The 23,104-nt window shown below is 66.3% G+C and carries 23 protein-coding genes; 19 read left to right on the top strand and 4 right to left on the bottom strand.

Annotated features, from left to right (window positions below; all coding sequences use genetic code 11):
* Window position 1: 1 nt before the first annotated feature.
* From sufC to HGI46_RS09720, 5 genes are read left to right on the top strand one after another with little or no spacing between them, the layout of a single operon-like run.
* Complete coding sequence (gene sufC, locus HGI46_RS09740) at window positions 2-745, top strand: Fe-S cluster assembly ATPase SufC (RefSeq protein WP_168904016.1); 744 nt, start codon at window positions 2-4, stop codon at window positions 743-745.
* Window positions 742-1,470 (top strand): SufD family Fe-S cluster assembly protein, encoded by a 729-nt coding sequence (locus HGI46_RS09735; RefSeq protein WP_168904015.1) that lies wholly within the window; start codon window positions 742-744, stop codon window positions 1,468-1,470. Before sufC ends, HGI46_RS09735 begins: the two co-directional genes overlap by 4 nt.
* Window positions 1,467-2,678: a cysteine desulfurase gene (locus HGI46_RS09730; protein WP_168904014.1), complete on the top strand. Its 1,212-nt coding sequence runs from the start codon at window positions 1,467-1,469 to the stop codon at window positions 2,676-2,678. The genes HGI46_RS09735 and HGI46_RS09730 overlap by 4 nt, the downstream gene beginning before the upstream one ends.
* Window positions 2,675-3,157, top strand: coding sequence for an SUF system Fe-S cluster assembly protein (locus HGI46_RS09725; RefSeq protein ID WP_168904013.1), 483 nt, complete (start codon window positions 2,675-2,677; stop codon window positions 3,155-3,157). The genes HGI46_RS09730 and HGI46_RS09725 overlap by 4 nt, the downstream gene beginning before the upstream one ends.
* A gap of 23 nt (window positions 3,158-3,180) precedes the next feature.
* On the top strand, window positions 3,181-3,549 hold the full coding sequence (locus HGI46_RS09720) for an iron-sulfur cluster assembly accessory protein (RefSeq protein ID WP_039333062.1): 369 nt from the start codon (window positions 3,181-3,183) through the stop codon (window positions 3,547-3,549).
* Here the strand turns inward: HGI46_RS09720 and HGI46_RS09715 are convergent.
* The 3 genes from HGI46_RS09715 to thrS all read right to left on the bottom strand — a co-directional run bounded on the left by HGI46_RS09715 (window position 3,546) and on the right by thrS (window position 7,287).
* A complete protein-coding gene (locus tag HGI46_RS09715; RefSeq protein WP_168904012.1) occupies window positions 3,546-4,487 on the bottom strand; it encodes a hypothetical protein in 942 nt (313 codons plus the stop codon). The genes HGI46_RS09720 and HGI46_RS09715 overlap by 4 nt on opposite strands.
* A gap of 65 nt (window positions 4,488-4,552) precedes the next feature.
* The gene (locus tag HGI46_RS09710) at window positions 4,553-5,251 is read right to left on the bottom strand and encodes a sulfite exporter TauE/SafE family protein (RefSeq protein ID WP_118072742.1); all 699 of its coding nucleotides are present in this window, start codon (window positions 5,249-5,251) and stop codon (window positions 4,553-4,555) included.
* Window positions 5,252-5,292: 41 nt separating this feature from the next.
* Complete coding sequence (gene thrS / locus HGI46_RS09705; protein ID WP_168904011.1) at window positions 5,293-7,287, bottom strand: threonine--tRNA ligase; 1,995 nt, start codon at window positions 7,285-7,287, stop codon at window positions 5,293-5,295.
* Between the two features lie 364 nt (window positions 7,288-7,651).
* Here thrS and HGI46_RS09700 point away from each other — a divergent pair, with 364 nt between their 5' ends.
* The 12 genes from HGI46_RS09700 to HGI46_RS09645 all read left to right on the top strand — a co-directional run bounded on the left by HGI46_RS09700 (window position 7,652) and on the right by HGI46_RS09645 (window position 19,667).
* Window positions 7,652-7,822 carry a hypothetical protein gene (locus HGI46_RS09700; protein ID WP_168904010.1) on the top strand — a complete coding sequence of 57 codons (171 nt, stop codon included), beginning with the start codon at window positions 7,652-7,654 and terminating at the stop codon, window positions 7,820-7,822.
* A 3-nt stretch (window positions 7,823-7,825) separates the two neighbouring features.
* The gene (locus HGI46_RS09695) at window positions 7,826-8,242 is read left to right on the top strand and encodes a hypothetical protein (RefSeq protein ID WP_118072740.1); all 417 of its coding nucleotides are present in this window, start codon (window positions 7,826-7,828) and stop codon (window positions 8,240-8,242) included.
* Window positions 8,239-8,433, top strand: coding sequence for a helix-turn-helix transcriptional regulator (locus HGI46_RS09690; protein WP_118072739.1), 195 nt, complete (start codon window positions 8,239-8,241; stop codon window positions 8,431-8,433). The genes HGI46_RS09695 and HGI46_RS09690 overlap by 4 nt, the downstream gene beginning before the upstream one ends.
* 2 nt (window positions 8,434-8,435) lie before the next feature.
* Entirely contained in the window at window positions 8,436-8,594 is a 159-nt protein-coding gene (locus HGI46_RS09685; RefSeq protein ID WP_162895918.1) for a hypothetical protein, read from the top strand.
* A gap of 36 nt (window positions 8,595-8,630) precedes the next feature.
* On the top strand, window positions 8,631-9,377 hold the full coding sequence (locus HGI46_RS09680) for an alpha/beta hydrolase (RefSeq protein ID WP_168904009.1): 747 nt from the start codon (window positions 8,631-8,633) through the stop codon (window positions 9,375-9,377).
* A 22-nt stretch (window positions 9,378-9,399) separates the two neighbouring features.
* Window positions 9,400-10,326, top strand: coding sequence for a tetratricopeptide repeat protein (locus HGI46_RS09675; protein WP_168904008.1), 927 nt, complete (start codon window positions 9,400-9,402; stop codon window positions 10,324-10,326).
* Window positions 10,323-11,315 (top strand): LLM class flavin-dependent oxidoreductase, encoded by a 993-nt coding sequence (locus tag HGI46_RS09670; protein ID WP_168904007.1) that lies wholly within the window; start codon window positions 10,323-10,325, stop codon window positions 11,313-11,315. The genes HGI46_RS09675 and HGI46_RS09670 overlap by 4 nt, the downstream gene beginning before the upstream one ends.
* Before the next feature lie 196 nt (window positions 11,316-11,511).
* The gene (locus HGI46_RS09665) at window positions 11,512-16,209 is read left to right on the top strand and encodes an NAD-glutamate dehydrogenase domain-containing protein (protein ID WP_168904006.1); all 4,698 of its coding nucleotides are present in this window, start codon (window positions 11,512-11,514) and stop codon (window positions 16,207-16,209) included.
* Between the two features lie 73 nt (window positions 16,210-16,282).
* Window positions 16,283-17,053: a molybdate ABC transporter substrate-binding protein gene (modA, locus tag HGI46_RS09660; protein ID WP_168904005.1), complete on the top strand. Its 771-nt coding sequence runs from the start codon at window positions 16,283-16,285 to the stop codon at window positions 17,051-17,053.
* Window positions 17,053-17,739 (top strand): molybdate ABC transporter permease subunit, encoded by a 687-nt coding sequence (gene modB / locus HGI46_RS09655; RefSeq protein WP_168904004.1) that lies wholly within the window; start codon window positions 17,053-17,055, stop codon window positions 17,737-17,739. The genes modA and modB overlap by 1 nt, the downstream gene beginning before the upstream one ends.
* Complete coding sequence (locus tag HGI46_RS09650; protein WP_168904003.1) at window positions 17,729-18,337, top strand: ATP-binding cassette domain-containing protein; 609 nt, start codon at window positions 17,729-17,731, stop codon at window positions 18,335-18,337. The genes modB and HGI46_RS09650 overlap by 11 nt, the downstream gene beginning before the upstream one ends.
* Before the next feature lie 100 nt (window positions 18,338-18,437).
* Complete coding sequence (locus HGI46_RS09645) at window positions 18,438-19,667, top strand: FAD-dependent oxidoreductase (protein WP_168904002.1); 1,230 nt, start codon at window positions 18,438-18,440, stop codon at window positions 19,665-19,667.
* On the opposite strand, the gene queG is transcribed toward HGI46_RS09645, so the two are convergent.
* The gene (gene queG / locus HGI46_RS09640; protein WP_168904001.1) at window positions 19,664-20,695 is read right to left on the bottom strand and encodes a tRNA epoxyqueuosine(34) reductase QueG; all 1,032 of its coding nucleotides are present in this window, start codon (window positions 20,693-20,695) and stop codon (window positions 19,664-19,666) included. The two genes, HGI46_RS09645 and queG, sit on opposite strands and share 4 nt — an antisense overlap.
* Window positions 20,696-20,819: 124 nt before the next feature.
* Here queG and HGI46_RS09635 point away from each other — a divergent pair, with 124 nt between their 5' ends.
* Window positions 20,820-21,824, top strand: a complete 1,005-nt coding sequence (locus tag HGI46_RS09635; RefSeq protein ID WP_206065642.1) for an ATP-binding cassette domain-containing protein — start codon at window positions 20,820-20,822, stop codon at window positions 21,822-21,824.
* Window positions 21,821-23,050 (top strand): ABC transporter permease, encoded by a 1,230-nt coding sequence (locus HGI46_RS09630; protein ID WP_168904000.1) that lies wholly within the window; start codon window positions 21,821-21,823, stop codon window positions 23,048-23,050. The genes HGI46_RS09635 and HGI46_RS09630 overlap by 4 nt, the downstream gene beginning before the upstream one ends.
* Window positions 23,051-23,104 lie beyond the last annotated feature (54 nt).

The following is a 23,104-nucleotide window of genomic DNA, read 5'->3' as shown; positions in this document are numbered from 1 at the left end:
CATGCTCAACATCCAGAACCTCCAGGCCAGTGTTGCCGACAAGCCGATCCTCAAGGGTCTTTCGCTCACCATCAACGCGGGCGAGATCCACGCGATCATGGGGCCGAACGGCGCAGGCAAGTCGACGCTCGGCTACACGCTCGGCGGTCGTCCGGGCTATGAAGTGACCGGCGGCACGGCGACATTGGACGGCACCGACCTGTTTGAACTCGAACCGCACGAACGCGCCGCTGCCGGCCTGTTCCTCGGCTTCCAGTACCCGGTCGAAATCCCCGGCGTCTCCTTCGTCCAGTTCCTGCGCGAATCCGCCAATGCCCAGCGCAAGGCGCGGGGCGAGGCTCCGCTTTCGGGCGGCGAATTCCTCAAGCTCGCCAAGGAGAAGGCAGGGCTGCTGCGCATGGACATGGACATGCTCAAGCGCCCGGTGAACGTCGGCTTCTCGGGCGGCGAGAAGAAGCGCGCCGAGATGGTCCAGATGGGCATCCTCGATCCCAAGATCGCCATCCTCGACGAGACCGACTCCGGCCTGGATATCGACGCGCTGCGCATCTGCGGCGAAGGCATCAATGCGATCATGCGCAAGCCCGACAAGGCCGTGCTGCTGATCACCCACTACCAGCGCCTGCTCGATTACGTGAAGCCCGACTTCGTCCATGTCCTTGCCGGTGGCCGCATCGTCAAGAGCGGCGGACCGGAGTTGGCGCTCGAACTCGAAGAGCACGGCTACGAGGCCGTCGCGGCATGAGCGCACTGCCCACCCGCAAGGATGAAGCCTTCCGTTACGCCGACCTGGCGGCGCTGGAAGCGCTCTGGCCGCTGCCGGTGCAGGAAATTCGCGTTGCTGCGGGCGAGACTGGGGCGAGCGCATTCGTGCTCGATGGCGCCAACGATGCTGCGCAGGACATCGCGATCACGCTGGAAGACGGCGCGGAGTATGACCTGCGCCTGCTCAACGCCGGGTCCGCCTATGGCCGCATCGCGGTCAAGGTGACGCTCGGCAAGGGCGCGAAGTTCCACCTCGGCGCGGCGCAGATTGCAGGCGGCGAACAGACCGCGGAGATCGTCACCGAAGTCGTCCATGCGCAGCCCGATGCCGTGTCGAGCCAGGTCGTGCGCTCGGTCCTTGGCGGCAAGGCCACCGGCACCTACCTAGGCCGCGTCGTCGTGGCGCGCGGGGCGATCGGCACCGATGGCGAACAGTCGATCCGTGCCATGCTGCTCGATCGCACCGCCACTGCCAACGCGCGCCCGGAACTCGAAATTTACGCCGACGACGTAAAGTGCGCGCATGGCTGCGCGGTTGGCGAACTCGATCAGCAGAGCCTGTTCTACCTCGCCCAGCGCGGCCTCCCGCCCGCCGAGGCCAAGAAGCTCATGCTCCACGCCTTTATCGCCGAGGCCTTCGTCGGCGCGGCTGACGAGGAATCGCTGACCGAGGCCGCGCTCAAGGCACTGGATGCCGTGCTGTGACAGTCGAGGCGCTCACCCGCACCGCAGAGTGGCCCGGCCTCGTCAATCCTGACGGCAGCCGCTGGCACTATCTCGATACCGCCGCGACCGCGCAGAAGCCGCAAGTGGTGATCGATGCGATGGTGCGCGCGCTGGGCAGCGACTATGCTACCGTCCATCGCGGCGTCTACGCACGCTCGGCGGACATGACGCTCGCGTTCGAAGCCGCCCGCCGCAAGGTTGCCGCGCTTGTCGGCGGTGCCGAGAACGAACTCGTCTTCACCCGCGGCGCGACCGAGGCGATCAATCTCGTCGCGCAGACCTGGGGCCAAGCCAACCTCAAGGCCGGCGACCGCATCCTCATCTCCACGCTCGAACACCACGCCAACATCGTGCCGTGGCAGATGCTGCGCGATCGTACCGGCGTGGAGATCGACGTCTGCCCGCTGACCGAGGACGGCCTGATCGACCTCGCCGCCGCCGAGCGCATCCTCACCCCGGCGCACAAGCTGGTGGCATTCGCCCACGTATCGAACGTGCTTGGCTCCACGCTTGATGCTCCGCGCGCGGTCGCCCTGGCGCGCAGCGTCGGTGCGAAGATCCTGCTCGACGGCTGCCAGTCGGTCGCCCGCCTCACCGTCGATGTGAAGGCGCTGGATGCGGATTTCTACGTCTTCTCCGCGCACAAGCTCTATGGCCCTACCGGCATCGGCGCTCTCTGGGCGAAGGCTGAGATTCTCGATGCCATGCCGCCATGGCAGGGCGGCGGTGCGATGATCGACAAGGTCACTTTCGAGAAGACCACTTACGCCCCTGCGCCGCAGCGCTTCGAGGCGGGCACTCCCGCCATTGTTGAGGCCATTGGCTTCGGCGCTGCGGTCGATTTCGTGAAGGCACAAGGGCTCGACGCCATCCACGCCCACGAATGCGCCCTTGTCGCCAAGGCGCGTGAGGCACTGCGCGGCATGAATTCGGTGCGCCTGTTCGGGCCGGAAGACAGTGCCGGCATCCTCAGCTTCGCGCTTGAAGGTGTCCACCCGCACGACCTTGGCACGATCCTTGACGAGGAAGGCGTGGCCATCCGCGCCGGACACCATTGCGCCCAGCCGCTGATGGCGCATCTCGGTGTGCCCGCCACCGCCCGTGCCAGTTTCGGCATCTACAGCGATGAAAGCGATATCGCCGCGCTCGTGCGCGGGATCGAAAGGACCAAGAGGATTTTCGGATGAGCGACAACGATCCCAAATTCGCGGTCGAAGAGGTCGAGGCTGTATCGGCCCCCAAGCGCGCCTTCGTCGAGGACGCAGTTGAAGAGACGCCCGCCGAAAAGCTGGAGCGCAAGCGTGACTATCTCGAAGGCTTCCTCGCGGCAAAGCCGGAAGCAGTCTCCTCGGGCGAACCCGGTGGCGACATCTACGAAGGCGTGATCGCCGCGCTCAAGGAGATCTTCGACCCGGAAATCCCGGTCAACATCTACGACCTCGGCCTGATCTACGGCGTCGATGTCTCGGATGACGGCCACGTCGACGTCACGATGACGCTCACCACGCCGCATTGCCCGGTCGCGGAATCGATGCCGGGCGAAGTGGAACTGCGCGTCTCTGCCGTCCCCGGCGTGCGCGATGCAGAAGTCAATCTCGTCTGGGACCCGGCCTGGGATCCCGCCAAGATGAGCGATGAAGCCAAGCTCGAACTGGGAATGCTCTGAACGCTCCCCATATAGGTGTCACCATGACGACCGAAACGCAGACCAAGCCCCGCCGTCCCCGCCCTGCTGCGGTGATCCTCACGCCCTCGGCAGAGGCGCGCGTGGCGCATCTGATGGCAACGGCACCCGAAGGCGCGATCGGCGTGAAGCTTTCGACGCCCCGCCGCGGCTGCTCGGGGTTGGCCTATTCGGTCGATTATGTGACCGAAGCCAACCCGCTCGATGAAAAGATCGAAACGCCCGGCGGCCTGTTCTTCATCGACAGTGCCTCGGTGCTCTACCTGATCGGCAGCACGATGGACTGGCAGGAAGACGATTTCACCGCCGGCTTCGTGTTCCAGAACCCGAACGCCAAGGGTTCGTGCGGCTGCGGCGAGAGCTTTACCGTCTAGCTCTCGGCGAGGAATTTCAGGAGCGCCTTTTCCAGCGCATCAACCTGATCGTCGGCGTCGATCCGTGCCTGCAGCCACAGGTTCTCCGCCTCGGTAACGGCGTGATCCCGCATCGCCTCGCCGTCAATGTCACGGCCCGGTTGCTTGCGCCCGAATCCCACTTCGCGAAGCGCCCGGACGAAGTTGCCGGTATCGACCTTTGCCATGCGGCCGAAAAACCTGCCAACATAGGTGGAGCGGTCGTCCATGAAGGCTTCGAGTTCACTCGCGCGTTCGCGGCTTATCCCCTTTGCGCCATTCCAGCTCTGCAGGTAGTTGGCTACGCCCTGCACGAACAGGCGCTCCCAATCGGGGGTATTGCTGGCTCCCAGCGTCGCGTCTTTCAGGCGGAACAGCATTTCCGCCTCGCGCTGGCTGACCGCTGCGGGGCGATCGCCGCCCGCCGCAAAGATCGTGCGCCGGATCATCGTGCATTCGGCTGACGTGATGCAACCGGGTTCGAAGGCCCCGCCAGCGCGCGTCGGTCCTTCGCCGGTCAGCACTTCGCGTTCGATCTGCTGCAGCACGAACGCCCGCAGCGCTTCAGGCGCGGACTCTGCCCTTTCCAATGCGCGGACCAGCAGTTCCAGTTCGGTAAGCGTGTCCACCTTGCCGTCGTGCGATACCCGCTCAATCAGCCAGTTGGCGTTTTCTTCAGAGATATGTCCGCGCGGCGCAGTGCCGTTGACGAGAAACTCGACCAGCGCTTCCACGAAGAAGTCCGACCACTCCTGCGTCGGTTCGCCGATGTGATCATTGAGGACAAAGATCGCCTCGGCTTCGTCCGGATCGATCTTGCCATCGGGCCAGGCGGCGCGGCGCAATTCGAGAACTTCCTGTGCAGAAATTACGCCATCCTCGGCAGCCTGCTCGGCCAGAGCGCGGAAATGCAAGGTCATGCGTGTCGGTCCCTCAAGCCACGGATCGCAGCCCGACCTAAGGGAAACCGCTTAATTTGCCGTTATCAGCCGATCAGCCGCGCGATCGCCATCAGGCCCGAAACCGCGAGCAGGAAGCCGACGAACCCGCGCCAGGCCGCATCGCTGACCTTGCCAAAGGCGCGGGTGCCGAAGTGATTGCCGATCAGCACCGGCACGAACAGCACCACCGCGAAGAGCGCATCGCGCCACGATGCCAGCTGCAACGCCAGCGCCGCCGCCGTGCTGGCGATGGACGTGAGCAGGAACACCGTCAGCATCGATGCACGCGCCACTTCGCGCGGAATCGGCCGACGCAGGTAGTAAGGCACAACGGGCGGCCCCGGCATCCCGGCGAACCCGGTCAGCAGGCCCGCCGCCGCTCCGGTAAGGCCCGTCTCCACCTTCCCCGGCGCATGTCCGGGCCTGGCAGGCAGCAGCACCATCGCGAACGCCCCGATCGCCACCACCGCGATCAGCACCCGCGCCACCTCCTGCGGCGTCGCGAACAGGGCCAGCAGGCCGACCGGCGTCAGCAACATGGCAAGGCCGCCAATCACCCCGGCGCTCTTCTCGCCCGCGTTCCACACCTTGCGCGCGCCGACCAGCCCGATCAGCAGCCCGAGCATATTTGAGACGACCACCGCTTCGCCCGGCGGAATCACCAGCCCGATCAGCGGCACCAGCAGGATCGCCATGCCAAACCCCGCCAGCCCGCGCACGAAGGCGGCAACGAATGCCGCCAGTGCACAAAGGCCGAGCGAAAGGAGCGGCAGGTCGAGCGTGATCAGCTCCGCAGATCCGGCGGCGTTGCCTCGCCCTTGAGCAGGGCAATCGCCTCGTCCAGCGACACCACCTTCTGGTGCTGTTCGCCCAGTGTGCGGATCGCCACGGTGCCTTCCTCCGCCTCGCGCTTGCCCACGACCAGCAGGTAGGGAACCTTCTGCAGCGAGTGTTCGCGCACCTTGTAGTTGATCTTCTCGTTGCGCAGGTCGGTCTCAGCCCGGATGCCTGCCGCCTTCAGCTTGGCGAGCGCGTCCCTGGCATAGTCGTCAGCGTCCGAAACGATCGTTGCGACAACAGCCTGCACGGGTGCAAGCCACGCCGGCAGGCGTCCGGCAAAGTGTTCGATCAGGATGCCGATGAACCGCTCGTAGCTCCCGAAGATCGCTCGGTGCAGCATGACCGGGCGGTGCTTCTCGCCATCCTCGGCGATGTAGGTCGCATCGAGCCGTTCTGGCAGGACACGGTCCGACTGGATCGTGCCGACCTGCCAGGTACGGCCGATCGCGTCGGTCAGGTGCCATTCCAGCTTGGGCGCATAAAACGCACCTTCGCCCGGCAGTTCCTCCCAGCCGTACTCTTCCGTTGCAAGGCCAGCGCGGACCACGGCAGCGCGCAGCTCGGCCTCGGCCTTGTCCCACATCTCCTCGGTGCCGAAGCGCTTTTCGGGCCGCAGCGCGAGCTTGATCGAATAGGTGAAGCCGAAGTGCTTGTAGATGCGGTCGGCCAGTTCGCAGAACGCCTGCACTTCCGAAACGATCTGGTCTTCGCGGCAGAAGATGTGCGCGTCGTCCTGCGTGAACTGGCGCACGCGCATCAGCCCGTGCAGCGCGCCGTGCGGCTCGTTGCGGTGGCAGCAGCCGTTCTCGTAGAGGCGCAAGGGCAGTTCGCGGTAGGACTTGATGCCCTGCCGGAAGATCAGCACGTGCGCCGGGCAGTTCATCGGCTTCAGTGCCATCCAGTCGGCATCGTCCGAAACGATCGGGCCTTCGTCCTCGACGTTCGGCACTTCGTCTGGAATGACGAACATGTTCTCGCGGTACTTGCCCCAGTGGCCGGACTGCTCCCACTGGCGCGCGTCCATGACCTGCGGGGTCTTGACCTCGCGATAGCCCGCGCCGTCGATCGCGCGGCGCATGTAGGCTTCCAGCTCACGCCAGATCAGATAGCCCTTGGGGTGCCAGAACACGGAGCCGTGCGCTTCCTGCTGGAGATGGAACAAGTCCATCTCGTTGCCCAGCTTGCGATGGTCGCGCTTGGCCGCTTCCTCAAGCCGCGTCAGGTGCGCATCGAGCTGCTTCTTGTTGAGCCAGCCGGTGCCATAGACGCGGGAAAGCATCGCGTTCTTCTGGTCACCGCGCCAGTAAGCCCCCGAAACGCGCGTCAGCTTGAACGCCTGCGGATCTAGCTTGCCGGTCGAAGGCAAGTGCGGCCCGCGGCACATGTCGAGCCAGTCGTCGCCCGACCAGTAGACCGTCAGCTCTTCGCCCTCGGGCAATTCGGCGGCCCATTCTGCCTTGAAGTTCTCGCCCTGCTGCTTCCAGCGGCTGATCAGCTGCTCGCGGCTCCACACTTCGCGGCGCAGCGGCTTGTTGGCGGCGATGATCTTGCGCATTTCCGCCTCGATCGCCGGCAGGTCCTCGTCGGTGAAGGGGCGCTCGGCGGGTGCGAAGTCGTAATAGAAGCCGTCGTCCGTGCTCGGCCCGAACGTGATCTGCGTGCCCGGGAACAGCGCCTGCACCGCTTCGGCGAGGATATGGGCATAGTCATGTCGCGCCAAGTCCAGCGCCTCGGCTTCGTCCTTGGCCGTCACCAGCGCCAGTTGCGCGTCCGCCGTGAAGGGCCGCGTCAGGTCTACCAGCTCGCCATTGACCTTTGCCGCCAGCGCTGCCTTGGCAAGGCCCGGGCCGATTGCGGCGGCGATGTCGGCCGGAGTGCTGCCGGGCGCAACCTCACGCACGGAACCATCGGGCAGGGTGATCTTCAGCAACTCGGACATGCGGGTCTCTCTGCAATCTCGTGGCAGCGCTTTGGCACAGGAGCGCCGCCACCGGAAGGGCGCGCAGCTTGTAAAAGGGCACTTGGCAATTCGTTCGGTTCGGGAGGCGATGCGCAGAGCCACCCGAACCGGGCGGCGGCATCGCGGCAGGCTTTTACGCCAGCAGCGACCGCCCCCGGCTCGCGGGGGTAGTGGTTGTAGTGATGGTCGTCAGGCGTGCCATGTGAGCGGGCTTCTAGCGCGGAATACTTGCAGAGTCACCAAGCCCGTTTGGTCAAGCACCATTGCCACGATGACAATGACGCTTGACATAACCTGCAAAAAGGTCAAGCAACCTTGTCATCAGATCAAGGAGGCTTGACCAATGATTCGCTTTGCTCTCCCCACCGTGACCGCCCTCGTGATGGTCGTGATTGTCTTGCTCGATATCGTCGAAGTCCTGCCCAAGGGCTCCACCACCACGGCCGCGCTGTTCATGCCGCTCGTCGCTGCGCTTTCGGGCACGCGCTGCCTGCGCCGCCCGCAGGAGGCTTGAGTCATGGTCGCCCGGATGACGCCCGAACACCGCCGCTACACCCGTGCCGTCATGCTGCTGATGGGCGGCTATGTCGCCACGCTGGTCGGCGTGAACCTGTTCTTCAGGAACAGCGCCCCCACCGGCCTCAGTGCCTACGCCGCGGCCCTGCTTCCCGCCCTCCCGGTGATTGGCGTGTTCGTGGCGATCGGCCGCCTGCTGACCTCGCTGCGCGATGAGTACCAGCGCTACCTGATGACCCGGCAGATCCTCATCGCCACCGGTTTCACGCTCAGCGTGGCGACGGCATGGGGCTTCGTCGAAAGCTTCGGCCTGCTCCCGCACGTTCCGGCCTTCTACGCCACGGTCCTGTGGTTCGCAGGGCTCGGCCTCGGCGGTTGCATCAACGCGCTGCTCGAACGGCGCGGAGGTGGCGAATGAAAAACCGCCTCAAGGTGCTGCGCGCCGAGCGCAACTGGAGCCAGGCCGATCTCGCCGAAAAGCTCGAGGTCAGCCGTCAGTCGGTCAACGCCATTGAAACCGGCAAGTACGACCCCTCGCTTCCGCTCGCCTTCCGCATCGCTGATGTCTTCGCCTTGCCGATTGAAGACATTTTCCAGCGAGGAGACTGAAAATGCCCGCAAGGACTCCCCGCCGCATCGGCATGTGGCTGGCGATTGCCGTGGGCATCGCTGCCGCATCGATGTCCGCCAGCAAGCACCACAAGGCTGAGCGACCCGCCAGCACGGCCAACGGCGCCGTTCACATCACCCTGATCCTTCCGCTCAACTAAGCTTGCCCCGCCCGCCCGTGCGGGCCATGACAGGGCATGACTGACGTAGCCCGCTTCACCCTGCCGTCGGGCCAGCGGATGGCCTACCGCCATCTCCCCGGCACATCGCCCACAATCATCTTCCTCCCCGGCTACATGTCCGACATGGCCGGCGGCAAGGCGCAGGCCGTGCTCGAATGGGCGCGCGAGCAGGGCCGTGCCTGCCTGCTGCTCGACTATACCGGCTGCGGGGAAAGCGATGGCACCTTTGCCGATGGCCGCCTTTCGAAGTGGCGTGACGAGATCACCGCCCTGATCGACCACCTCGGCATAGAAGCCGTGCAATTGGTCGGCTCCAGCATGGGCGGCTGGCTCATGCTGCTCCTCGCCGAAGCGCTTGGTGACATGGCAAAGGCACTTGTCGGCATCGCGCCTGCGCCGGATTTCACCGAATGGGGCCTGTCGCAATCGCAGCGCATCGAACTCGCTGCCGGGCGCACGATCTACGAGGACAACCCCTATGGCCCAGAGCCTACCCCCACTCACGCCGGATTCTTTTCCGACGCCGAACGCCACAAGCGTCTGGCCAGCGGCATTGCCTTCGATGGTCCGGTTCGCCTGATCCACGGCCAGGCCGATGCCGACGTGCCGTGGGAAATCTCGATCAACCTTGCCCGCGCCCTGCGTTCAGCCGACGTGCAGGTGCACCTGATCAAGGACGGCGATCACCGGCTTTCGCGCCCCGCCGATATCGCGCTGCTCCTGCGTGAACTCGCCGGGCTCGCCGCCGTACAAGCCGCCTGACGTGCCGAAGGACAAGCCTGCCATGATCGATCTTCCCGCACCGCTTTTCGCCGTGGAGCATCGCATCGATCAGCAGGCCTCGCTGATGCAGATCGGACCTGCCACCATGCCGATGCGCCCCTCGGACCTGCCCATTCCTCGCCGCCGCGATCCTGAAAAGCAGCGGCAGGCCGAAAAGGAAGCAGGGCTCGAACGGCCCAACCTGCCGGAACAGGATCGCCTTGCCTATTGCCTGCAGAAAGCGGCCACCGCTCCCGACGCAGCGATGGTCGAAGCCCAGACCTGGCTTGGTGAAAGCCGCGACTCTGGCCAGCAGGTCCGCGCCAACCAGTGCCTTGGCATGCTGCGGTCAAACGCCGGCGATTTCGATGGTGCGCTCGAAGCCTTCGCGCAGGCCGTTTCGGGCGTGCCCAAGGAACAGGAAGTTGCCGCCGTGCCGTTGATGGCGATGGCCGGTAACGCCGCGCTGGCGGGCGGCAATGCCGAACAGGCGCTGGGCTGGTTCGACCGCGCTCTGGCGATCAAGGGGTTTGCCGACAATGCCGCGCTTGGCGCAATGCAAAGCGATCGTTCGCGCGCGCTCGTCGCGCTCGGCCGCCTCGCCGAAGCTGGTGGCGCGCTCGACGAAGCACATCGCCTGGCGCCGGAAGACCCGGAAGGCTGGCTGCTGTCAGCCACGCTGGCCCGCCGCAATGGTGAACTGGACCGCGCCCAGCGCGATATCGAAATCGCCGCAAAGTACGGCCCGCGCGATCCGCAGGTCGGCCTCGAAGCAGGTGTCATCGCCGTGCTCTCCGGGCGGGACGACGCCGCGCGCAAGTCGTGGGAATCGGTCGTCTCGGCGGACAAGGACGGTGACGCTGGCAAGACTGCGCGCGCTTACCTTGAACAGCTCGGCCCCGCACCTAAATCGGTTTCACCCGAAACCGCAGGAAAGCCGGCATCATGAAACTCTCCGTCCTCGATCTGGTCAGTGTGGTCGAGGGCGGGACGGCGCGGGCGGCGCTCGACAATTCCGCCGCCGCGGCGCGCGTGGCTGAGGAATGCGGCTACCAGCGCTATTGGGTTGCCGAACACCATGGCATGGAAGGCCTCGCCGGCGCAGCCACGGCCGTTGCCCTTGCCCACATCGGCCATGCGACCTCGACCATCCGCATCGGATCGGGCGGGATCATGTTGCCCAACCACAATCCGCTGGTGATTGCCGAACAGTTCGGCACGCTCGATGCCCTGTTTCCGGGCCGCATAGACCTCGGCCTCGGCCGCGCTCCCGGCGCTGACCAGCGCATCATGCGCGCCTTGCACAAGGACACCAACCGCGCCGCCGAGGACTTTCCGCAGGACGTGGTCGAACTCCAGCTCCAGTTCGCGGGCGATCCGCGCGTGCCGCTGCAGGCCTATCCCGCCAAGGGTGCGAAGCCGCAGCTGTGGATTCTCGGCTCGAGCCTGTTCGGCGCCCAGCTCGCCGCGATGCTCGGCCTGCCTTATGCCTTCGCATCGCACTTCGCGCCCGATCACCTCGATGCGGCGCTGAAGATCTATCGCGAACGCTTCCAGCCATCCGAAACCCTGGACGCTCCCTATTGCGCAGCCGCCATCAATGTCGTCGCTGCCGAAAGCGACGAGGAAGGCCAATTGCTCGCCTCCTCGATGGATCAGGCCTTCGTTGCCTTGCGCACCGGCACGCCGGGCAAGCTCAAGCCTCCGGTGCCCGGCTATCGCGACACGCTGCCACCGCCCGCACTCGCCATGCTCGAACACGTCCGCCAGGTCAGCGCCTGCGGGTCGGTGGCAACGGTGCGCGATGGCCTCGCCGCATTTGCCGAGCGCACCGGCGCCGACGAGATCATCGTCGCTGCCTCGATCTATGACCAGCAGGCGCGCTTGCGATCATTGCGCCTTACTGCCGAAGCCGCGCGCGAGCTTGTCGTCGCCTGACGTAACCGGCCCGCAATCCTTCGGCACGAAAAGGTGCGCAAAGGGTTCACAACAGCGGGTTAAGCTGCGCGCGTCGATGAACCGGACTTGAGGTCTCGCCACGGCTGGATTACCCTTTGGAATAATGATACGCTTACGTATTCAATAATTACGCGAGGGTGAAATATCCTCTCGCAAGGAGAGTCGGGAAAACTCCATGGCGTCAACGTCCGCAAGCCGTTCGCAAGCCCCTGCCACTTCGTCTTCGCAGGCTCACTCCGATCAGCTGTCATTGGCCTTGGCTGAGCGATTTGCCGGCGCGCTCCTTCCTGATGAAGCGCTCGATTTCGATGCTGCGCGCCTCGCCGAAGCGGCCCGATTTGCCGCTGCCGCCGCCGCACTTCGCAAGGGCAGCGATCCCGCCATCGCCATCGAAAGCGTCAGCGGTTCGGACAGCGACGGTCGGCATCTGCGCATCGCCGTGATCAACGACGACATGCCGTTTCTCGTCGATTCGATCACCTCGGCGATCACTGCGCAGGGTCTGGCCATCGATCGCCTCGTCCACCCCGTCGTCGCCGTCCGACGCGATGCCGATGGCAATCTCACCGAATTCCCGGCGGGCGATGCTTCGGGTGAACGCCGTGAATCCGTCGTCTATCTCGAAACCGAACGCGCCGATGCGCGCCAGCGCCGCGGCCTTGTCGCTGCGCTCGAAGAGACCTTGGCTGACGTGCGTGCCGCCGTCACCGATTGGCCGCTGATGCAGGCCGTCATGCGCGAAGATGCCGCTGGTCTTGCCGATCCCGAAGGCGCTGCCCTGCTGCGCTGGCTGGCTGATGGCATGCTTACCCAACTCGGCAGCGTGACGCGCCTGCGTGACGGTACCGAGGTAAAGCCTCTCGGCATCTGCCGCGCCAGCGACCGCAGCTTGCTGGCGGCCAGTTCATTCGATCGCGCCTTCCGCTGGTTCGAATCCGGCAAGGGCCGCGCGCCCCTGATCGTAAAGGCGAACCGCATCGCCAACGTTCACCGCCGCGTGCCGCTCGACCTGTTCATGGTCCCGCGCATCGAAGGCGGCAAGGTCGTCGCGCTTTCGGTCCATGCCGGGGTCTGGACCAGCGCCGCGCTTGCCGCCGCGCCTGATCGCGTGCCTCGCCTGCGCACCCAGCTGGCCGAGCTGATGGACAAGTTCGGCTTTGCCGCCAACGGCCACGCCGGCAAGGCGCTGGTCCATGCGCTGACGGCACTGCCGCACGATCTCCTCGTCAGCTTCGACGATGCCGATCTGGAGCGCGTCTCGACCGCGATGATGAGCCTGGTCGACCGCCCGCGCCCCCGTCTCGCGCTGGTCCAGGCTCCGCTCGCCCGGCACCTTTTTGCCTTCGTCTGGCTCCCGCGCGATGTGCTGTCGACCGAGGTTCGCCTCGCCATTCGCGACATGCTCGAAGCGGCTGCCGGGGCGCAGGTGATCGACTGGTCGCTGCAGGTCGAAGGCAGCACGCTTGCCATGTTGCGCTTCGTGCTCGACGTGCGCGATCAGGACGGGCAGGTCGATGAAGCCGCGCTCGACCTGCAATTGCAGGGCATGGTCCGGGGCTGGGCAGGCGCTGTCGAAAGCGAACTGGCCACCAGCGAGGAACCCTCGCGCGCCGCCGCCATTGCCGCCCGCTATGCCGACGCTTTCCCGCTGTCCTACCGCAATGCTTCGGGTGCGGCCGAGGCAGCGCGCGACATCCGCGTCCTGCGCACGCTGGCGGGCAGCAAGGCCCCGCGCCGCGCCGTTCGCCTGCATCGCAACCCAGGCGAAGCCGTGCTACGCCTCAAGCTCTATCAGCGCGAAGGCGCGATCGTGCTGTCCGATGCCGTTCCGGTGCTCGAAAACTTCGGCTTCCGCGTGCTCGAGGAAGTGCCCACCCCGCTCGACGGTGGCCGCCTCGGCTATATCCACGATTTCCTCGTCGCCCACCCGGCTGACAGCTCGGTCGATGATCTGCTCGCCCGCGCAGCATCGATCGAAAGCTCGCTCTCGGCGGTGATCAACGGCGCGGCCGAGGATGACGCCTTCAACCGCCTGATCGTTGCCACCGGCCTCACTGCGATCGAGGCGAACTGGCTCCGCGCCTTCTACCGCTACTTGCGCCAGGCCGGCATGACCTTCGGCATCCCCACCGTGGTCGAAGCGCTCAAGAACGCCCCTGCGGTCACCCGCGGCCTCGTCGCCGCCTTTGTCGCCCGCCACGATCCCGCCTTCACCGGCAACCGCGATGCTGCCTTTGCCGAAGCCGAAGAGCGCATCAGGACCGGCCTCGCCGGCGTCGCCGCGATCAACGACGACCGCCTCCTGCGCAGCTTCCGCGCGCTTGTCGGCGCCATCCTGCGCACCAACGCCTTCGCCCCTGCCGCCGCCGAAGCGATGGCCTTCAAGATCGATTCCGCGCTCGTTCCCGGCCTGCCCAAGCCTTTGCCGTGGCGCGAGATCTTCGTCTATGCCCCGCGCGTCGAAGGCATCCACTTGCGTGCCGGCCCGGTCGCCCGCGGCGGCCTGCGCTGGTCCGATCGCCGCGACGACTTCCGCACCGAGATCCTCGGCCTGATGAAGGCGCAGCGCGTCAAGAACGCCGTCATCGTGCCGACCGGCGCCAAGGGCGGCTTCTACCCCAAGCAGCTCCCCGATCCTGCCAAGGACCGCGAAGGCTGGCTGGCCGAAGGCAAGGCCAGCTACCAGGTGTTCATCCGCACGCTGCTGTCGATCACCGACAACATCGTCGAGGGCAAGGTCGTCCACCCCGCCCATGTCGTGATCCGCGATGGCGAGGACCCGTACTTCGTCGTCGCTGCCGACAAGGGCACCGCCTCCTTCTCCGACGTTGCCAACGCCATCGCCGAATCCAGGGACTTCTGGCTCGACGACGCCTTCGCCAGCGGCGGCTCGAAGGGTTATGACCACAAGGCGATGGGCATCACCGCGCGCGGTGCCTGGCTCTCGGTCCGCCGCCATTTCCTCGAACTGGGCGTCGACGTGCAGACGCAAGCCATCCGCGTCGCCGGCTGCGGCGATATGTCAGGCGACGTGTTCGGCAACGGCATGCTGCTGTCGAAGGCGCTCAAGGTCGTCGCCGCGTTCGACCATCGCCACATCTTCCTCGATCCCGATCCGGATCCGGCGCGCAGCTGGGACGAGCGCAACCGCATGTTCGCGCTGCCCCGCTCCAGCTGGGACGATTACGACAAGAGCCTGATCTCGGCAGGAGGCGGCGTCTTCCCGCGCTCGATGAAGGCGATCCCGCTTTCAGCCGAAGTCCAGGCGATGCTCGGGGTCGAACTGCCCGAGATCGATCCGGATTCGCTGATCGCGCTGATCCTGCAAAGCCCGGTCGACCTGCTGTGGTTTGGCGGCATCGGCACTTACGTGAAGGCCAGCACCCAGAACAACGTCGACGTCGGTGACCCGTCGAACGACTCCGTCCGCGTCTCGGCCAACGAGGTCCGCGCCAGGGTCATCGGCGAAGGCGCCAACCTCGGCACCACCCAAGCCGCGCGCATCGAGTTCTCGCTGCATGGTGGCCGCATCAACACCGACTTCATCGACAATTCCGCCGGCGTCGATTGCTCGGACAACGAGGTCAACATCAAGATCGCCCTTGCCGCCGCCAAGCGCTCGGGCAAGCTGACCGAGGACGCCCGCGTCGAACTCCTGTCCGCGATGACCGACGAGGTCGCCCACCTCGTGCTCGAGGACAACCGCCTCCAGGCCCTCGCCCTGTCCATCGCCGAACGCGGTGGCGCTGCCGCCATGCCGGCATGGTCGCGCCTGATCGATGTGCTCGAGGAAGGCGGCGATCTCGATCGCAAGACCGAAGGCCTCGCCGGTGCCGAAGACCTCGCCCGCCGCGCCGCCGCCGGGCAGGGCCTTACTCGCCCGGAACTCGCCGTTCTGCTCTCCAGCAGCAAGCTCGTGCTGCAGCGCGCGCTCGAGGAAAGCACCGTGGTCGATGATCCGGTGCTGGAAGAGGAACTCGTCGCCGCCTTCCCGCCGCAGATGCAGGAAGACTTCGAAAGCGAGATCGTCCACCACCGCCTGCGCCGCGAGATCATCGCCACCAAGCTCGCCAACCGCATCATCAACCGCATGGGGCCGGTGATCCCGTTCGAGCTTTGCGAGGAGGAAGGCGTCTCGCTCGCACAAGTTGCTGCCGCATTCGTCGCGGCAGAGCGCCTGCTCGATCTGCGCAAGACCTGGGAACTGCTCGATTCGGCACACATGCCCGAAACCCTGCGGCTCGATCTGTTCGACCGCGTCGCGCAAGGCCTGCGCGGCCACGTCGCCGATGTCCTGCGCTCAGGCCGTGGCACGCAGTCGCCCGACGATCTGATCGAAGACCTGTTCGGCGGCGTCGCCCTGCTTTCGCACACCACGGCAGAGCTGCTGCGCGGTGCCGCGCAGGCGCAGGCCCGCCGCATGGCCGATGATCTCGCCACCAGCGGCGTTCCGGCGGAGATCGCCGCACGCCTCGTCCACCTCTACGACATGGACGGCGCGATCGGTCTCGCCCACCTCGCAGGCGAGCTCAATGTCGATGCCGCGGCGCTGACCGGCGCCTTCGCCGACCTCGGCGCTGCGCTCGGCATCGACTGGGCGCAACAGGCCGCACGTCGCATGAACCCGTCGGACCCGTGGGAGCGCCTGCTCGTCGCCGGCCTTGCCCGCGATTTCCAGCAGATGCGCCTCGATTTCCTTGCGCGCTCCAAGGGCGGCTCACCCGATGCCTTCGTCAGCGACTGGCTGTCGGCCAATGCTGCGGCGGTGCGGCAGTTCCGCAGCCTCGTCGCCCGCGCCCAGGCCGCCCCGGTGGTGTCTCCGGCGATGCTGGCGCAAGTCGCCAGCCAGGCAAGGACCTTGCTCGGCCGCTAATCTGCCCAAGCAAAAGATTGCCGGAGCGGCATCATGGTATATACAGCCGAACATAGCTTGTTCCGGAACCATGATGCCGCCGATTCTGCTGCGCGCCCTCTTTGCCCTGCTGATCGCGCTTGCGGGCGCCACCCCGGCCTTCGCGCAGAATAAGGGTCCACTGGTCCTTGCTGCCGCCAGCCTGCAGGAAGCGATGACCGATGCGGCCGCCGCCTGGGCCAGGAAAGGCCACCCGCGCCCGGTCCTGTCCTTCGCCGCGTCCTCGGCCTTGGCCCGTCAGGCAGAGGCAGGCGCCCGCGCCGATCTCTTCGCCTCTGCCGATGAAGAGTGGATGGACTACCTTCAGGGCAAGTCGCTGCTCAAGCCCGGCACCCGCGCGCGGCTGATCGAAAACCGCCTCGTCCTCGTCGCCCCGGCGCAAGGCCGTGTGAACCTGCAGATCACCCGGAACTTCCCGCTGGCCAGGGCCCTTGGGTCGGGCCGCCTTGCCATGGCAGACCCCGCCGCCGTCCCCGCCGGGCGCTACGGTCGCGAGGCGCTGACCAAGCTGGGTGTGTGGACCAGCGTTGCGGGAAAAGTCGCCGCCGCCGAAAACGTGCGCGCTGCGCTCGCGCTGGTCGAACGGGGCGCGGCTCCGCTTGGCATCGTCTACGCCACCGATGCCATGGCCTCGCGCCGCGTGCGCGTGGCCGGGACTTTCCCCGCGGCCAGTCACCAGCCGATAACCTATCCCGTCGCCCTGCTCGCAACCTCGCGCCATCGCGATGCCGAGGCCTTCCGCCGCTTCCTGATCTCGCGCGAAGGCCGCGCCATTTTTCTCAAGCGCGGGTTTGGCCGGCGCTGATGACTCCCGAGGAGTGGGAGATCGTCCGGCTTTCGCTCAAGGTCGGCGCCGTCGCGGTCGCCGCCTGCCTGCCGGTCGCTTTCGCGCTGGCATGGGCTCTGGCGCGGGGGCGTTTTCCCGGCAAGGTCCTGCTCGATGCGCTGATCCACCTGCCGCTGGTCCTGCCGCCGGTCGTCACCGGCTGGTTGCTCCTGCTCGCTTTCGGCCCGCAAGGCCCGGTCGGTGCGTGGGCTGAGCAGGCGCTCGGCCTCACCTTCATGTTCCGCTGGACCGGGGCCGCGCTGGCCGCCGCCGTCATGGCCCTGCCGTTGATGGTCCGCGCCATGCGCCTGTCGATCGAAGCAGTCGACCAGCGCCTCGAAGCTGCGGCAATGACATTGGGCGCCTCGCGCTGGCGCGTATTCTGCACCATCACTGTTCCGCTCGCGATGCCCGGCGTGGTCGCTGGAACCGTGCTCGGCTTTGCCCGCTCGCTTGGCGAATTCGGCGCGACGATCACTTTCGTCAGCAACATTCCCGGTGAAACCCAGACCCTGCCGCTTGCCATCTACAGCGCTCTGCAAATCCCCGGTGGCGAAAGCGCGGTGACCCGCCTCGCCATGATCTCAGTGCTGCTGTCGCTGGCCGCGCTGGTCATTTCCGAAGTGCTCGCCCGCCGCATGGGCAGGAGCGCCCATGTCCTTTGAAGTGACCGTCGCGCGCAGGCTTGGCGATACGCACATCGCCTGCAGCTTCACCGCCAGCCCCGGCCTCACCGCCCTGTTCGGCCCCTCCGGCGCAGGCAAGACCTCGATCCTCAACATGGTAGCGGGCCTGCTCAAGCCGGATGAGGGGCGCATCGTCGTGGGCAGCGAAGTCCTGTTTGACAGCACCACCGCAACAGACCTGCCGGTCCAGCAACGCCGCGCAGGATACGTCTTCCAGGACGCTCGCCTGTTCCCGCACTTGCGCGTCCGCGCCAATCTTGCCTACGGCGCCCGCGAAGGCGGCCCGATGTCGCAAGCAGATGTCGTCGATTTCCTCGGGCTGGCCCACTTGCTCGATCGCTGGCCGAACACGCTCTCGGGCGGCGAGGCCCAGCGTGTCGCCATCGGGCGCGCTCTGCTCTCCAACCCGCGCTTCCTGCTGATGGACGAACCGCTCGCCTCGCTTGACCGCGCCCGCCGCGAAGAGATCATGCGCACGATCGAGCGCCTGCGCGACGAGGTGCGCCTGCCGATCCTCTACGTCAGCCATGACCGCGCCGAAGTCGAGCGCCTTGCCGGGACGATCGTCGAAGTCTGAAATCCATTGTGGCCTGTCCGCAATGGCCTTTTCCAAGTCAGTCGGTTGACGAACGCGCGCTTTTGGCCAAACGCCCTCGCAACAGCCGGGAGGATTCGGGATGGAGCAGGCAGACGTCATCATCGTGGGTGCAGGGCATGGCGGCGCACAAGCAGCCATCGCATTGCGCCAGAACGGCTTCGAAGGCCGTATCCTGGTGATCGGCCGCGAACCGGAAATCCCCTACGAGCGTCCGCCGCTGTCCAAGGAATACCTTGCCCGCGACAAGACGTTCGATCGCATTTGCATCCGTCCGGCGCAGTTCTGGGAGGACAAGGCTGTCGAGATGAAGCTCGGCGCCGAAGTCGTCTCGCTCGATCCCGCCGCGCACACGGTCAAGCTCGGCGATGGCAGTGAGATCGGCTACGGCAAGCTGATCTGGGCCACCGGCGGCGATGCGCGTCGCCTCTCGTGCATGGGCGCAGACCTCAAGGGCGTCCACGCTGTCCGCACCAAGGAAGACGCCGACCGGCTGATGGCCGAACTCGATGCCGGGGCCAAGCGCGCCGTTGTCGTCGGCGGCGGCTACATCGGCCTCGAAGCTGCTGCCGTGCTGACCAAGTTCGACGTTTCGGTCACCTTGCTCGAAGCGCTCCCGCGCGTGCTGGCGCGCGTTGCCGGTGAGGCGCTGTCCGAATTCTATCAGGCCGAACACCGCGCACATGGAGTCGACCTGCGCACCGGCGCGGCGATGGACTGCATCGAAGGCGATGGCACCAAGGCCACCGGCGTCAAGATGCAGGACGGTTCGGTCATCCCGGCCGACATCGTCATCGTCGGCATCGGCATCATTCCCTGCGTCGGTCCGCTGCTCGCAGCCGGTGCCTCGGGTGGCAACGGCGTCGACGTCGACGAACTGTGCCGCACCTCGCTGCCCGATGTCTACGCGATCGGCGATTGCGCGGCTCATGCCAACGACTTTGCCGACGGCGCGGTGATCCGCCTCGAATCCGTCCAGAACGCCAACGACATGGCCACCACCGTCGCCAAGTGCATCTGCGGCACTGAAGCGCCCTACAAGGCCACGCCGTGGTTCTGGTCGAACCAATATGACCTGCGCCTGCAGACCGTCGGCCTCTCCACCGGCCACGACAACGCCGTGCTGCGCGGCGACCCGGCAACGCGCTCGTTCTCGGTGGTCTACCTCAAGAACGGCAAGGTCATCGCGCTCGATTGCGTGAACATGGTCAAGGACTACGTGCAGGGCAAGAAGTTGGTCGAAGCCCGCGCCCAGATCGCCCCTGAGCAACTGGCCGATGCCAGCGTGCCGCTCAAGGAAATGCTCGCCTAAGCCAGCCGCTCCACGGCCCAGCGGGCGGCATCTGCCACCGCCGGGTCGGGATCGCCGCATAAGCCCTGTACAACCGGCAGCAGCGCCCGGTCGCCGCTGTTGCCTGCGGCATAAAGGCAATTGCGCACCATCCGGTCGCGCCCGATCCGCTTGATCGGGCTGCCGCTGAACACCTGCCGGAACGTCGCGTCGTCCAGCGCCAGCAGCTCGGCCAGCTTCGGCGCGGTCAGCTCGCCGCGGGGCAGGAACGCGCGGTTGGCCTGCGCCGCCTGAGCAAAGCTGTTCCACGGACAGGCCGCCAGACAATCGTCACAGCCATAGATGCGGTTGCCCAGGGCAGCGCGGAATTCCTCCGCCACCGGTCCCTTGTGCTCGATCGTCAGATAGGAAATGCACCGCCGCGCATCCAGCTGATAAGGCTTGGGAAAAGCACTGGTGGGGCAGGCCGTCTGGCACGCCGTGCACGATCCGCAGCGGTCGGCATGGGGCACATCGGGCGTCAGCTCCAGCGTCGTGTAGATCGCCCCCAGGAACAGCCACGAACCGTGAGTCCGGCTCACCAGATTGGTATGCTTCCCCTGCCACCCGATTCCCGCCATCTGCCCCAGCGGCTTTTCCATCACCGGCGCGGTATCGACGAAGACCTTGACCTCGGCCCCCGGCACTTCCGCCACCAGCCACCGCGCCAGCGCCTTGAGATTGCGCTTGACCACGTCATGATAATCGCCGCCCTGCGCATAGACCGAGATGCGCCCCCGCTCCGGATGCGCCTCCAGCGCGCGAGGATCTGCCGCCGGGGCATAACTCATGCCCAGCGCGATCACGCTCTTCGCCTCGGGCCAGAGCGATTGCGGCCCGCGGCGGTGGTGGAGGCGGGTTTCCATCCACTCCATCGATCCGTGGCATCCCTCGCCCAGCCACTGTTCGAGTCGGGCCGCCCGGAGGGGGTCGTCATCGGCGGGTGCGACGCCACAGGCCGCAAAGCCGAGGCGGGTCGCTTCCGCTGCCAGTTTGCCCTCGAGAGTCATGCCTTCGCTGCCAGGAGTTGCCCCATTGCCCCCGGGAGTTGCCGCTCTGCCTGCGAGAGTTGGACTTGCGTTAACCACACTTGCTGCCCTGCTCGTTCATCGCCTATCGCTAGGGCAATGACCCATGACGATCGAGCTAGGGGAATGGCCGGTGGCTGGCAACGCGGTTGACAGCACCGGAGTGGAACTCGCCCCTCCAGAACTTGCGATCGAGGCGCGCGGGCTGGTCAAGCGCTTCGACGGATTCACCGCTGTCGACGGCGTAGACATATCCGTGCCCAAGGGCGCCATCTACGGCATCCTGGGCCCCAATGGCGCCGGCAAGACCACGACGCTGCGCATGCTGCTCGGCATCATCGATCCCGACGCCGGCTATCGCCGCGTGCTGGGCCACGAACGCCCGACCGAGGTTGCCCGGCGCATCGGCTACCTGCCCGAGGAGCGCGGCCTTTACCCGGCGATGAAGGCTTATGAGGCCATCGGCTTCCTTGCCGCTTTGCGCGGCGTGCCGCTGAAAGAGGGGCGCCGGCGCGGGCGGGAATTGCTGGAAGAACATGGGCTTGGCTATGCAGCCGACCGCCAGATTCGCCAGATGTCCAAGGGCATGGCGCAGACCGTGCAACTGCTCGGCACGCTCGTCCACAAACCTGATCTTGTGGTGCTGGACGAACCCTTCTCCGGCCTCGACGCGCTCAACCAGGGCAAGCTCGAACGCATGATCCGCGCGCTGGCGGCAGGCGGCACCACGGTGATCTTCTCGACCCACGTGATCGCTCATGCCGAGCGCCTGTGCGACAGGATCGCGATCATCGCCGGGGGCAAGGTGCCCTTCGCCGGGCCGGTCGATCTCGCCCGCGACCGCCTGCGCCCGCAAGTCCGGCTCGAAACGCGCGCGCAGGATGGGCCGTGGCGCGCCGCGCTTCCGGCAGACGTGCGGCACGAAGGCGCGTTCTGGTACTTCACCCTGCCCGAAACCGGCGTCGAGCCACTGCTGCGCGCGCTGATCGAAGGCGATGCCGGGATTCTCAGCCTCTCGATCGAGCGGGCAGGGCTGCACGATGCCTTCGTTGCCATCGCCGGCGAGGCGGCGGCCAGGGCGCTCGAGGAAAGCGAAGGAGACGCGCGGTGACCGGATTTGCCGAAAAGCTGCGCTGCGCGCTGGTCATCGCCCGGCGCGACTTCGTCGCCGTGGTGTTCTCCAAGACCTTCATCTTCTTCCTGATCGGCCCGGCGTTCCCGCTGGTCGTGGGCGGGCTTGCCGGAAACATCGGCGCCAAGGTCCAGCAGAACGTCGAGAGGCCGACCATCGGCCTTGCCATGAGCGCGCAGGACAACAAGCGCATGCTTGCCGCGCGCGAGGAACTGGACGGGCGCATGGCCGGTGGCCTGCCCGACATGATCGAACTTGCCGCCGCCGCGCCAGGAGAAGCCTTCGATGCCCGGAGCGCTCTTTCCGACGGCAACCGCGAGGTGACCGCGGTCGTCGGCGGGACGCTCGCTGGCCCGACCCTGACCGCGACCGCCGACCGCGCGCGCCAGTGGGTTGGCCTCGTTTCAAACCTCGCCGCCCGCGCCCGCGCCGAGACACCGACTGCCTATCCGGACGTGCTGGTCGAGGAGGTCAACACCTCGATCGCCAAGGTCCGCACCGGCCAGATCTACACCGCGCAGGGCGCGCAAGTGCTGCTGTTCCTGCTGACGATGCTGCTGGCGGGCATGGTCCTGTCCAACCTTGTCGAGGAAAAGGGTAACAAGATCATCGAGGTTCTTGCCGCCGCCATCCCGATGGACGCCCTGTTCATGGGCAAGCTCTTTGCCATGCTCGCCGTGAGCCTTGTCGGCATTGCCGTGTGGGGCACGGCCATCGGCATGATCGTGCTGGCCGGTTCGGAAAGCCTGCCCAGCATGTCTGCCCCTGCAGTGGGCTGGCCGCTGTTCCTGATTCTCGGCTTCCTCTACTTTGCGATGGCCTACCTGCTGATGGGATCGCTGTTTCTGTCGATCGGCGGCATGGCGGCCACGGTGCGCGAAGTGCAGACGCTGTCGATGCCGGTCTCGATGTTCCAGCTGATGGTGTTCTTCTTCTCGAGCTATGCGCTGACCATGCCGGGCTCGTGGGTGGAATGGCTTTCGGTGATCTTCCCGGTCAGCTCGCCCTACGCCATGCTGGCGCGGGCCGCGCAACAACCCGAAGTGTGGCCGCATGTCCTGGCGCTGCTGTGGCAGGCGTTCTGGGTTGTCGTGATCGTGCGGGCAGGGGCTCAGCTGTTCCGCCGGACGGTCATGAAATCGGGCCCCGCGCGCGGCAAGGCCAAGGGCGGAGTGTTCGCACGGTTCCGCCGCAAAGCTTATTGACACGCATGTAGGTTGTGGCAAGCTACCAAAGTGACGAGGACCGCGCGGGCAACG

This window comes from Novosphingobium sp. ERW19, assembly GCF_012641315.1.
Taxonomy (GTDB): Bacteria; Pseudomonadota; Alphaproteobacteria; order Sphingomonadales; family Sphingomonadaceae; genus Novosphingobium.
The sequence above is the reverse complement of the archived record's forward strand: the minus strand, read 5'-3'. Positions and strand labels throughout refer to the sequence as shown.